Raw genomic sequence first — 13,329 nt, 5'->3', positions numbered from 1 at the left:
TAGGAGCTAAATAATTAATTTATTTAGCGACCTCTCACACCACCGTGCATACCGTTCGGTACACGGCGGTTCAATAGAAATTAATGTTTTAATAAATATGTCTCAGATATAGAAACTAATCCTATATTTTTAAGGTATTTATTGGTCAATGTTTTGTTTAATATAGGGCTATTGGATGTTCTCCAATAGCCTTTCCTTGTATTTGCATATTGCAAAGCTTTATTGTTTGGTATTCCTAATTTAACAAGGTTCCCATATTTTGTTTTAATCTTTTTCCATTGTTTCCAAAAACACATTCTAATTCTTCGCCTTAACCATTCATCAAGTGTTTTAAGAATACTTTTAATGTCTGCAATAGCAAAATAATTTATCCATCCAACTATCACTTGCTTAAGTTTCATAAACCTATATTTCATGCTCATCGCATTACTTCTTGAAGTTAATTCTTTTAGCTTTGCTTTGAATTTGATTATAGGTTTTTGAGGAACTCTCATTCTGTATTCACCTTTTGCTCGGTAAAATGAAAATCCTAAAAATTTAAGTTTCCAAGGTCTATCTACTGTACTCTTTTCTTTATTCACTCTAAGCTTTAACTTTTCCTCAATAAATCTCGTAATACTCTTCATTACTCTATTTGCTGATTTCTCACTTTTGACGTATATATTCGCATCATCAGCATATCTACAAAAGTTTAGTCCTCGTTTTGTTAGTTCTACATCGAGTTCATGTAACATTACGTTACTTAATAATGGGGACAAAGGCCCGCCTTGAGGTGCTCCTTCTTCTGTATTCATAAATACCCCATTTATCATCACTCCACTTTGTAGATACTTTCGTATCAGAGAAATTACTCTACTATCTTTAATATCTTCCGATAGTATCCTTATTAATTTATCATGATTTATCGTATCAAAGTATTTAGAAAGGTCTATATTCACCGTCCATGTATGTCCAGCATTAATATATCCCCTACATTTTTCAACAGCTTGTTTTCCACTTCTTAAAGGTCTAAAACCGTAACTATTATCAGAAAATTTCTTTTCATATATTGGTATTAGAGTTTGTGATATCGCTTGTTGAATAACTCTATCTAATACAGTAGGTATTCCAAGTAGCCTAATTCCACCGTCAGGTTTTGGTATTTCTACCCTTCTTACGGCTAGAGGTCTATATCTACTTTCTAATAATGATTGCCTTAATTCTTGTCCATGCTCTTTTAGATAATGTAGAAGTTCATCTACTGTCAAACCATCAATCCCATGACTTCCTTTATTGGCTTTTACTCTTTTATATGCTTTATTCATATTATCTCTCGATAATATCTGCTCGAGTAAACCATTATCATATTCATTCACATCGTTTCTTCCTTCTTCTGACATAGAGGAAATACTATGCACTTCTACATTACCTTCGAGTTCCACTCTATTCTCTCGTAGAGAGCCTTCTTTATGAAGTTGTCTGCTTTTATCATATTTTCTCGTATCCTTCAAAATTCCAAACCTCCTATTGTTCAGTCCTTCCCACGCTAACGCGTTTTGCATGGTACTATGACGTCTGCTGACTTCTGATAGTTCAGCCATACATCACTGTATGGGTTGTTATTTCTAAATTCATATCCACAACTTACCTATCAGATCTCCCCGGGTAAGAACGCAATCTTTCACTCCATCTATCTGCTACATTTACACCACTTGTTTCGAATAGTTTTGGGCTTCGTTTTGTATTGCAAACTTACCCACAAGCATATGCCTTATATGTAGTTTCTGTTCGTCAGACCGGAGTTTGGCCGCCAACTTCCTTCAGATTCCATCTCACGATGGACACCCTTGTCTTAAGCTATGCACTTGGCACTATTAACCCGTGCTAGGGACTTTCACCCATTAGATTGCGCCCATGCCGGGCGCACAATAAAAAAGGGAATCCCCCTAAAAGGATTCTCTTTGAAATATATACGTAAGAATTAATAATTTCCTTGTGCGTGCATTGCTTCTGCAACTTTAACAAATCCTGCGATGTTAGCTCCTGAAACTAGATTATAACCAAATCCAAATTCTTCTGAAGCATCTTTACAATTTTTGTATATATTAATCATAATTTCATGTAATTTTTCATCAACTTCTTCAGCCGTCCATGATAGTCTCATGCTATTTTGACTCATTTCAAGTGCTGATGTAGCAACTCCGCCTGCATTTGCAGCCTTAGATGGTCCTACATTAACGCCCTTTTCTAAGAAGTAGTCAACTGCTTCGTTAGTACATGGCATGTTAGCACCTTCACAAACAAATTTTATTCCATTTGCGACTATTTGTTTAGCATGCTCTATATTGATATCGTTTTGTGTAGCACACGGTATTACTATATCAACTTTTACATTCCATGGTTTTTCTCCAGCATGGAATTCAACATCATACTTGTCAGCATAGTCCTTAACTCTCGAGCCTTTATTTACCCTTAACATTTCAACTAAGTAATCTATTTTCTCTCCTGTTATTCCATTTGGATCGTATATATATCCGTCTGGACCTGAAAGTGTAACTACTTTACCACCTAAATCAGCAACTTTTGTGCAAACACCCCAAGCAACGTTTCCGAAACCCGAAGTAGCTACTGTTTTACCTTTAAAATCTAGCCCTTCATGTTTAAGCATTTCTTCACAGAAATAAGCTATCCCAAAACCTGTAGCTTGTGGTCTTATTAAACTTCCGCCATACGCTAACCCTTTTCCTGTAAGAACTCCATTTTGAAAAGTTCCTTTAATCCTTCTGTATTGTCCATATAAATAGCCAATTTCTCGTCCTCCAACACCAATGTCTCCAGCTGGAACGTCAACATCTGGCCCTATATATCTGTAAAGTTCAGTCATAAAGCTTTGGCAGAATCGCATTATCTCAGCATCTGATTTCCCTTTTGGATCGAAATCAGAACCACCTTTACCTCCACCTATTGGAAGTCCAGTTAATGAATTCTTTAACACTTGTTCAAATCCTAGAAATTTAATGATTCCAATATAAACTGAAGGATGAAATCTTAAACCGCCTTTAAATGGTCCTATACATCCATTAAATTGCACTCTAAAACCACGGTTAACCTGTGTAACGCCTGCATCATCTATCCATGGAACCCTAAACATCATTTGTCTTTCAGGTTCACAGAATCTTTCTAAAAGGTTTGCTTCAATATACTCTGGATGTTTTTCTAAAACTGGTCCTAAAGATCCTAAAACTTCTTCAACTGTTTGTAAAAATTCAGGTTCATTAGGATTTCTCTTTTTAACATTTTCTAATACTTGCTCTATATATTCTTTTACTTCCATAATTTATTTCCTCCTTAAATTAATGTTTTATTTGAATTTAATATATATATGTATGTATATATATATTAGATTGCTACTACTTTGCACATAATTTATAGTATGCACTATTTCTTCCTCATTTAAAGAATTATAATTATATTTTAAAATAAAAAGCAAATATTTATATCCACTTATCTCATACTAATCATCCTAATCTTTATCTTTATAAGAATAAACTTGATATTCTTCCCATACGGTCTCCAAATTAGAAAATGTCCTTGAAATTTTTTCTTTTTCTCTTAATCCCACAGCAATAATTAATGCGTTTATTACACTGAGTGGCGCTACTAAAGAATCAACAAATGAAGCCATATTACTTTGAGCTATTAATGTATAGTCGGCTTTAGCAGCTAGTGGAGATAATAAACCATCTGTAATTGCTACAACATTAGCATTTCTACTTTTAGCAAAAGCCAAAGCTTCAACTGTTCTTGTTGCGTACCTTGGAAACCCTATTCCAATTACTACGTCTTTTTCATTAACATTAAGCATCTGCTCAAATATATCGCTGACACCATATGCTACAACCTTAACATTATCTAAAATAAGATTTAAATAAAAACCCAAAAATTCTGCTAATGCAGATGAACTTCTAAGCCCGATTATGTATATTCTTTCAGCCTTAAATAGTGAATTTACTATCTCCTCAAAAGTTTTATAATTAATCTTCTCCAGAGTAGCTCTAATATTTTCCATATCAGCTTTTAATACACCTTTTAATGCATTTTCTTGCGTAATGAAGTCGTTAGACAACTCAATTCTTTGAACGGTAGTTAGTTTGTTTTTAATTAATTCTTGAAGAGCTTTCTGTAGTTTTGGATAACCAGTGAAATCTAACTCATTAGCAAATCTTACAACAGTAGATTCACTTACTCCTACACTAGTACCTAATTTGGCTGCGGTCATAAATGCTGCCTTATCATAGTGTTTTAAAATATATTCTGCTATTAATTTTTGCCCCTTGCTTAACCGTGGAAACTTGATTTGAATAGACCTCATCAAATCTTGTTTGCTGTTTTCCATAACTAACTCAATCCTTTCTATGTTAATTCCAACCAAATAAAATGAAAAACTCCTTCATGTCCCACATAAAATGCATCATTTAATTATAGATTTTTCAAATATTTTATTTCATCTTCAGTCAAGTTTCTCCATGAACCCTTTTCCATATCGCCTAATAAAATATTGCCCACAGAAACTCTTTTTAATGCAATAACTGGATGTCCTATTGCATCACACATTTTTCTGATTTGGCGATTTTTTCCTTCATGTATAGTAATTGTAACCCTGCAGTTGAATCCAACCCTCTTATTTATTTGAAGATCCGCTTTCGCTGTAATGTATCCTTCAATATCTATCCCATTACAGAACTTAGATATTTCTTCTTCATTTGGGCATCCTTCTAGTATTGCTAAATAAACTTTGTTGATTGCTTGTCTTGGGTGAATAACCTTATTATAGATATCTCCATCATTCGTTAATATAATTAAACCGCATGTATCATAGTCTAACCGTCCTATGGGATATATTCTTTCTTTTACCTTCACCAAATCTAGAATAGTTTTTCTTTCTTTTTCGTCCTTTACAGTAGATACTATCCCTTCTGGTTTATTTAGTGCAATGTAAACTTTGTTTTCTTCCATATTGATAATTTTATTATCCACATGTACCCTATCTTTTTCAGGGTCAACTTTATGACCAAGTTCTGTAACCATTAAATCATTTACTTTTACTCTTCCTGCTGTAATTATTTCCTCACATTTTCTTCGTGAAGCAACACCACAGCTCGCCATGAATTTTTGCAATCGTTCTTCCACTATATCACTTCCTAATATTATTTTAGTCACTGTATAAATATATATCTCCTATTAAAAAAATTTCATAAGCTAAATTCCACTTAATAAATGAATATCACTATAAATGTATTTTTCACCAAATATTTCTAACCACATTTCATAATCTATTATGAAATAAAATTGATTTAAAATTAAAATTAATATATATATAAATAAGTCTTCACGGATAATTATATAGTATATTAATAAAAAATCAATTGTTGAAAAATTATTTTTCATTTTAAAACACAAGCACCGTTAATAATGCAATATATTTCCAAGGAAATATATTGCATTATTAACAACTTCAATTACTAATAGATTTGACTTGTTTTTATTTTGATGTATCTAATGCTATAATATACACAAAATATATTATTATAAAAGGAGGATATACTATGAACTTTACTAATTACTACATGCCAACAAAAATATTACTAGATGAAGACGTAGTACTAAAAAATAGCAATTTATTTTGTAATTATGGAGAAAAAGCTTTAATTGTTACTGGTAAAACCTCTTCAATCACTAATGGTTCATTAAAAGATGTTACTAATGCGCTGAAAAAAGAGGGAATTAAATATGATGTTTTTAATAATGTAGAAGAAAATCCCTCTTTAGAAACTGTAGAAGCCATTGCAAAACTTGGAATATTACAAAAATCTAATTTCATTATTGGAATCGGAGGGGGATCTCCCATTGATGCCGCAAAGGCAGCCGGTGTGCTCATAAATAACCCAAATGATACAATATGTAATTTATTTGAAAGCCCAAATTTAAAATCTATACCTATAATTGCCGTGCCAACAACAGCTGGAACAGGAACTGAAACAACTCCTTATTCTATAGTTACAGATAATGAACTACAAACAAAGCATGGTATATGTCAAAGAATATTTCCTGAATATGCTCTGCTGGATGTAAAATATCTAATGTTTTTACCAGAAAAAATAACTATTAATACTTCAGTAGACGCTTTATCACATTTAATAGAAGGATATTTGTCAACAAACGCAAGTATATTAAGTGATGCTTTAGCAGAAAAGGGATTAAAATTATTTGGTGAATGTCTAAATATGATAAAAGAAAAAGATTTCACCTACACTATAAGAAAAAAACTAATGGTAGCCTCTACTTTAGCTGGTATGGTTATAGCGCAATCTGGAACATCTCTTCCACATGGAATGGGTTATGCTCTTACATATTTTCATAATATACCTCATGGGAAAGCAAATGGAATACTTTTAAAGTCATATTTAGAATTTTGCGGTGATAAAAGTAAAGTTAAAAAGATTTTATATCTATTAACCCTAGAGAATTTAGATGAACTTGGCTATTTTCTAAACTCTATGCTTGGTGATGTAAATAGTGTAACTTATGAAGACGTATGTTCTTATAGTGACAAAATGACCTTAAACAATAATAAGTTAAAAAATCATCCCACACCTGTAAAGCGAGAAGATATACTAAATATTTATAAGAATAGTTTCAAATTATAAATATTTTAAAAAAAAGCAAATTAACATTTGCTTTTTTTCAGGTTGTTTACAAACCCAGTATAATTTTTTTATTATACTGGGCTTTTTACATGCAATTATGCGATAGCATTTTGAGTTATGGATAAATGTAAAATAACAACTATCTTCTTAGTTAGAAAATCAAAAAACAGTAAAGATAGCAGGCTAGCTATCTTTTTCATATTCTGCACTGCTGCTGTAAGCAGACACTGCTCTTGCACATTTTCTAATCCACGCATATGGCAATAGCGAAGCCCATGCAGTTGTTTTGAATCTGCGAAGCTTCGCTCTATAGTTTCTTTTCTTCTTCTATATATATTTCTGCCTTTATCTGTTCTGGTGAACTTTACAACATCTTCTTTATACGTTTCCCAAACATGTCTTCTAATAGTTTTAAACTTGCTTTTTGCAGAAAAGCATTGAGCTCTATTTGGACATATCTCGCAATATTTTGCATTACCAACATATTCTTTATATCCTTCTCTTGTTGTCGTTTTATAATGTAAAGCCCTTAGGTCAGGGCATACGTAAATGTCCTGTTCTTTAAGATATTGGAATTTATTTTTTGTGTACATTCCTTTTGTATGTGGAGACCTACGGTATCCCATTACAGATTTTAATTCCCTCTCATATAGTTCTTTACATATAAGATTTGTAGCATAACCAGCATCTGCACCAACATATTTTGTATTAAAATTAAACTTTTTTATTTGCACATCTAATCTATCGATATAAGGATCAACATCATTTATGTTTCCAGGAGTAACATACACATCAGTAATTATATTATGTCTGCTATCGACAGTTCTGTGATCTAAATATGAGAAGCCTTCCGGCTTGCCATCTCTCATCATATATCCACTGTCAGGGTCGGTTGTGCTAACTTTAGTTTCTTTTATTTTGGTGACAGGTTCTTTTTCCTTTAAAGGTTTTTTACCATGGTTTATTCTATCTTCTTCCACTGCTTTATTAAGTTCAGCTACATATTCTTTCGGCGTTTTTTCAACTTCAATTTTCACAAGCTTTCGCTTATTAGCATTTGCTTTTAGGTGTGTAGAATCTGTGTAAAGTATTTTACCGGTTACCATCTTAAGATTTATAGCCTTAAATACTACTTCGTCAAATATTTTTTGAAACACATCTGTACCTTTAAATCGTCTACGCCTATTTTGGCTAAGTGTTGAATGATCTGGAATAGGATCAGTAAGACTTAGTCCTAGAAACCATCTATAAGCCACATTTACTTCAATGTCCTTTACAAGTTGTCGCTCAGATTTTACTCCAAATAAGTACCCAATAAACAGCATTTTAAAAAGTATAATAGGATCTACGCCAGGTCTTCCATTATCTAAGCAGTAATATTTTTTAGTCAGTTCTCTTATAAAAGAGAAATCCATGTATTTATCTATATTTCTCAGAATATGGTCTTTAGGAACTAAATCTTCTAAATACACCATTTCTAGTTTTTGTTGTGTGAAGTTCTTTTCATTAATCATAATAATGCCCTCCGAATTATAAAGTTTGTATCCTATATATATTCGACATTGATGTCCTAAAATCCTTTTTGAATATGAAAAAAACACTCCAATTTTAAATTAGAGTGTTTTACATTTTATGTTTGTCAACGGTCTGAAAAAAAGCAAATTAACATTTGCTTTTTTTAGGACATTAAAAATAACAAACACACTACGAGTAATATACCAAATATAAATAGTGAGTAAGTTAAACTATTCATGTTATACCCTATTTCTTCTATTTTTGATTTTACATTTATAATTTCTGACTTTTCCTCTGCCATCTCAATTTTGCATTTATTAATATCTTGAGTATTAAATAAATTGATGAATACGCTTCTCATCCTTCTTATAATAGCTTTTCCATAATCGATTTCCCTTTTATTAATTGAATCAATACTTCTCCCTATAAAAGTAACACTGTTAACTACTAAGCGATCAATTATATGAAAAATAAAGCAACTAATAAAAATAATACCTTTTCCTAGAGGCTTATATATATGTTTTTCTAAACTTATCCAATTTAAAGTTGGGTTCACATAATACCAATTAGTACCTTCCCCTTTTTTTAACACTTTTCTTATAAATCCCATATAAATTACGATACCAATTAATATTATTATAAAGGAGCTTTTAATATTATTTAAAGTGTAGAAATCCACGGCTATTGGCTCAGCATTTCCAAATGGCTTTAAAGCTTTATCTAGCACATGTAAGATTACACTTGGATTAAGTCCAATATAAATACTCATTAAACTAAATATAACCATTGGTAAAAGTGTCATTTTAGTTATCTTTGCCTTTACCTTTTCAATATTTTGATTGCTTTTTTCTATAAATACAGCTACAAATATTTTCAGTAAATAGGCTACAGTAAAGCTACTACTTATTATAAACACAATTTCACATGTTTTAAAAAACACCCCCCCATACATATGCTCCGCTTCGATAAGTGCCTCATGCAGCATTGTTTTACTAGTGAATCCATTAAAACCAGGCATCCCTATTACCGATAGAACGCCTATAAAAAACATTATCTTTAATGCATGTTTATTAATTCCAAAGCCACCAATTTTATTTATGCTAACCTCATTTAGCACCAAATATATGGTTCCTGTGCCCATAAATAATAAGGCTTTAAAAATTCCATGATTTATAACATGATACATTGTACCATAAATAGCTATAGTTCTATGCTCTTTCAAAACCCCTATTAATCCTATTCCAACAAGAATATAGCCAATTTGACTCATGCTACTATATGCAAGAATTCTTTTTATGTTTCTCTGCATCATGGCTAGAAAACCACCAATGAACATATTTAGAAGACCTATCACTAGAATAATAATTGAAATCATAAAATCTCCACTCATAATTACTTCAATAGTTAATATAATTCCAAATATACCGGTCTTCGCTAAAACTGCAGATAAAACAATAGTTGCAGGCGTTGGCGCTGCAGGATATGCCTTCGGTAACCATATGTGTAATGGTACCATTCCTGCTTTTACACCAAACCCTATAATAATTAGAGTTACGATAAGATACTTTACATCACCTAACTTGCTTACGCAAGCTCTAAGTTCACTAATATCTAATGTTTGAGTATAATTATACAGCAAAAATAATCCCATAAGCAAAATAAGACCACCAGTTACTGCCATTATAATGTAAGTATTTCCTGCATCATGCGAATAATCATCTTCATCGTTAATTATTAAAGCATATGATGTAAACGACATAATTTCGAAGAAAGTAAACAAATTTAAGAAGTTTTCTGATATGAAAATTCCAATAGTACTCGCTAGAGTTAACATAAAAAACAGATAATATCTATTCCTATTTTTAGGATTTTTTAAATACTGTGTTGAATATATTGTAGTTAAAAACCATATCATAGCTGTAAGCCAGACAAAAACATACCTAAACATATCCAATTTTAAATGAAGGCCTGTACCCATAATATAAGGTATAGATAGCTCTATTGGCTGTACTACAACATATTTATATAATATAGTAGTAACCACAAATACAATGGCAGTCATTACAATATTAAAGATATCTCTATATTTTTCATTTTTCATGCCTATAATGTAGCCTATTAAAGAACTAATAAGTGGGAACAGCAGAATAAACAGTAAATACGTAGTGGATTTCAATATAATACCCTCCTTTCTTAAATTACCTCACTAGCAATTTTCTGAATAAATGAGATAAGCATATTAGGAAATAATCCAAGTAAAACAATTATAATGGTTATCATAACTATGGGTAGTAACATTTTTATTGGTGCTTCCTTAACTATAGTGTTCTCCCCTTTTTTGAAAAAGGCTTCTTTTATAACTGGAAGAAGGTATAAAGCAGTTAATAATGCACTAATAAGCAATATTGCAGGAAAAACCATTTTCCCTTCTGTAAGTCCGCCTTGAGCTAGAAACCACTTACTAACAAAACCATTTGTTGGTGGAATTCCGATAAGTGATATTGCAGCTACACTAAAACACCCCATTGTTATTGGCATCTGTTTGCCAATACCTCTAATCTGACTAATCTCTGTTTTCCCCGTAGTGTACATTATCGCTCCAACACAGAAAAAAAGAACAATCTTAATTACTGCATGATTAATTAAATGAAGCAGACCTCCAACAAATGCATCTTCATTTAAAAGAACCACGCCTAATAATACATATCCTAATTGACTAATGGTTGAGTAAGCTAACCTCTTTTTTAAATTTTCTTGATGTAATGCTAAGAATGAACCCATTAAAATTGAAATTACTATCAGAATACTTAAAAATATATTTATATGGAGCTGCCTAATTATTTCTGTCCCAAAGATAAAATAACTCATCCGTATAATAGCAAAAATTCCCGATTTTACAACAGCGACTGCATGAAGCAGTGCACTAACGGGAGTTGGAGCAACCATTGCTGCAGGTAGCCATGAATGGAATGGCACAAGGGCCGCTTTAACTCCAAAACCTAAAAACATGGAAACGTAACTTACCAAATATAGGTTTTTATTATCATTTGTTAGTGCTGGCAAAATACCATGAGCATCAAATGTTGTATCCTTCGTAATGCTGAATAATAAAATCATTCCAAGCAAAACCAATGTGGCTCCTACAAATGAATATATCAGATATTTTTTCCCGCTTTTTAACGCTTCTTTTGAATCAGTGTGAATTACAAGCGGGAAGGTTGACAATGTAAGAAATTCATAAAAAGCGTAAAGTGTTATAAGATTTCCCGAAAAGGCAATTCCTATGGTTACACCGAGTGTTGCAAGAAAAAAAGTATAAAATTTTCTCTCTTTGCCTTCGTGTTTCATATATTCTATGGCATAGAAAGCAGTGAAAATCCATAAAATTGCAACTAATAAAGAAAACAATATACTTAACTTATCTATTTTAAAATAAATATCTAGAAATTCATTTATTTTGAATAGATGAGTTCTACTTTCTCCAAACACATAAAATATAGTAACTAGAAAAATAAAATTTAATATAACGCCCATACTAACAAAAATATTTCTTTTCTTTTCATCTAATTTTATTGTTGCCATAATTATTGCTAATATAAATGGGAATAAAATTGGTATTATTATTGTGATATTATTCAACTGCGAAGCATCTCCTCTACTTAAGTCCTAGGCTAATTAAATCTATAATACCACTAGATGTTAATCCCACGTAAACCATTGAAATCACTAGAAAAATTACAGGCATCAATTCTTTTACAGGTTTGCTTTTAGATTTATATACTTTATCTTGTAAATTTTCTTCTCCAAAAAATCCATTTATTATGATTGGAAAATAATATACTGCATTTAATAAGCTGCTAAGCAATATAACCGCTACTAAAATTGTATCTCCAGATGCTATAGATGCTAAAGATAAGTGCCACTTGCTTACAAATCCAGGCAATATCGGAATTCCTATCATAGATAGTGCACCCATAGAAAATAATCCTAAGGTTAGTGGCATTTCTCTCCCTATTCCCTTTAAATGTTCTAATGTTTTATGTCCTGTTTGTTCTATCATTCCACCAACTAATAAAAACAAAGCTGATTTAGTTACCGAATGCCCAATAATATGGAATATAGCAATGGAAACTCCTAAATCAGTTCCAAGACCTATACCAAGAAATATATACCCCATTTGTGCCACAGTAGAATATGCTATAACTCTTTTTATATTTTTTTGAAAGATAGCAAAAACTGAGCCCATTATCATTCCTAAACTACCTAATATCAGTATAATATTCAAAACAGAATAATACTTAATTATTTCTATTCCATAAAGTCTATATAATATTTTAATTAAAAGTAAAATAAATGCCTTTAAAACTAAAGAAGATAAAAGTGCACTTGAGGAGGTAGGTGCACTTGAATGGGCATCTGGTAGCCAATTGTGAAGTGGGAACATAGCACTTTTTACTCCAAGACCAACAATAAATAAAACTATAGAAATCAGTACTGCATTTGGATAATTTAAGTGGCTTTTAATTAATATTTCATGAATGTAGTCTATATTCAAATGCCCAGTCATTGAATACAAATAAGCAATTCCCATAAGTACAAGGCCGGATCCGATGCAACTCATAATTAAATATTTCATAGTGGCTTTTATGTTTTCTTTTTTGTCTTTAACAATAATAGTGCCACAAGACGCAAGTGTTCCTACTTCTATAAATACAAAACAGTTAAACAAATCATTAGAATATACTACGCCGAGTAAGGAACCTATTAAAATGTTTATAAGTAAATAATATAAAGCTACCTTTGATTCTTTGATTTCCTTTTCTATACTATAAATTGAATACCAAATTATCATAAGTGAAACAAATGTAAAAACCAAACCCATTATAGCCTCAATTATTCCAATGCGGAATTCAATTCCATAAGGTGCATTAAAATGTCCAATTCTATATAAATATCCTCCCTTGTTAATAACAAAGATTAAATTTATCACTGCTAAAATCATTACTATTGTCATTGATATTAAACTAATACCCTTAACAATCTTTGTGTTTTTAATTAAAGGCATTATAAATGCCGAAATGAACAATATCAATATAATTGTAAGTGGAAAACTCTCGATTAGGCTCAT

At 31.4% G+C, this 13,329-nt stretch carries 9 protein-coding genes; 1 reads left to right on the top strand and 8 read right to left on the bottom strand.

All coding sequences use genetic code 11. The features are described 5' to 3' along the window. Window positions 1–80: 80 nt before the first annotated feature. From ltrA to ACWJJ2_RS02390, 4 genes are all read right to left on the bottom strand, one after another. Entirely contained in the window at window positions 81–1,490 is a 1,410-nt protein-coding gene (gene ltrA / locus ACWJJ2_RS02405; protein WP_462952630.1) for a group II intron reverse transcriptase/maturase, read from the bottom strand. 470 nt (window positions 1,491–1,960) lie between these two features. Next, entirely contained in the window at window positions 1,961–3,313 is a 1,353-nt protein-coding gene (gdhA, locus tag ACWJJ2_RS02400; RefSeq protein WP_216303048.1) for an NADP-specific glutamate dehydrogenase, read from the bottom strand. A 189-nt stretch (window positions 3,314–3,502) separates the two neighbouring features. Continuing rightward, window positions 3,503–4,375 (bottom strand): MurR/RpiR family transcriptional regulator, encoded by an 873-nt coding sequence (locus ACWJJ2_RS02395; protein WP_216303110.1) that lies wholly within the window; start codon window positions 4,373–4,375, stop codon window positions 3,503–3,505. A gap of 83 nt (window positions 4,376–4,458) precedes the next feature. Then, on the bottom strand, window positions 4,459–5,169 hold the full coding sequence (locus ACWJJ2_RS02390; protein ID WP_216303111.1) for a pseudouridine synthase: 711 nt from the start codon (window positions 5,167–5,169) through the stop codon (window positions 4,459–4,461). A gap of 416 nt (window positions 5,170–5,585) precedes the next feature. On the opposite strand from ACWJJ2_RS02390, the gene ACWJJ2_RS02385 reads away from it, so the two are divergent. Further along, window positions 5,586–6,686: an iron-containing alcohol dehydrogenase family protein gene (locus ACWJJ2_RS02385; RefSeq protein WP_462952926.1), complete on the top strand. Its 1,101-nt coding sequence runs from the start codon at window positions 5,586–5,588 to the stop codon at window positions 6,684–6,686. A 95-nt stretch (window positions 6,687–6,781) separates the two neighbouring features. Here ACWJJ2_RS02385 and ACWJJ2_RS02380 read toward each other — a convergent pair whose 3' ends face one another. From ACWJJ2_RS02380 to ACWJJ2_RS02365, 4 genes are all read right to left on the bottom strand, one after another. Beyond that, a complete protein-coding gene (locus ACWJJ2_RS02380; RefSeq protein ID WP_462953384.1) occupies window positions 6,782–8,200 on the bottom strand; it encodes an IS1182 family transposase in 1,419 nt (472 codons plus the stop codon). 164 nt (window positions 8,201–8,364) lie between these two features. Beyond that, on the bottom strand, window positions 8,365–10,377 hold the full coding sequence (locus tag ACWJJ2_RS02375; protein WP_462952925.1) for a complex I subunit 5 family protein: 2,013 nt from the start codon (window positions 10,375–10,377) through the stop codon (window positions 8,365–8,367). A 17-nt stretch (window positions 10,378–10,394) separates the two neighbouring features. Further along, window positions 10,395–11,840, bottom strand: coding sequence for a monovalent cation/H+ antiporter subunit D family protein (locus ACWJJ2_RS02370; RefSeq protein ID WP_216303051.1), 1,446 nt, complete (start codon window positions 11,838–11,840; stop codon window positions 10,395–10,397). 16 nt (window positions 11,841–11,856) lie between these two features. Continuing rightward, the gene (locus ACWJJ2_RS02365) at window positions 11,857–13,329 is read right to left on the bottom strand and encodes a complex I subunit 5 family protein (RefSeq protein WP_220285877.1); all 1,473 of its coding nucleotides are present in this window, start codon (window positions 13,327–13,329) and stop codon (window positions 11,857–11,859) included.

It is taken from the genome of Clostridium sp. CM039, assembly GCF_055081075.1.
The sequence above is the reverse complement of the archived record's forward strand: the minus strand, read 5'-3'. Positions and strand labels throughout refer to the sequence as shown.

Excerpts from the sequence above, each read along its gene's own strand:
- ACWJJ2_RS02380 (WP_462953384.1), bottom strand. The coding sequence starts at position 8,200 with ATGATTAATGAAAAGAACTTCACACAACAAAAACTAGAAATGGTGTAT.
- ACWJJ2_RS02385 (WP_462952926.1), top strand. The coding sequence starts at position 5,586 with ATGAACTTTACTAATTACTACATGCCAACAAAAATATTACTAGATGAA.
- gdhA (WP_216303048.1), bottom strand. The coding sequence starts at position 3,313 with ATGGAAGTAAAAGAATATATAGAGCAAGTATTAGAAAATGTTAAAAAG.
- ACWJJ2_RS02365 (WP_220285877.1), bottom strand. The coding sequence starts at position 13,329 with ATGAGCCTAATCGAGAGTTTTCCACTTACAATTATATTGATATTGTTC.
- ACWJJ2_RS02395 (WP_216303110.1), bottom strand. The coding sequence starts at position 4,375 with ATGGAAAACAGCAAACAAGATTTGATGAGGTCTATTCAAATCAAGTTT.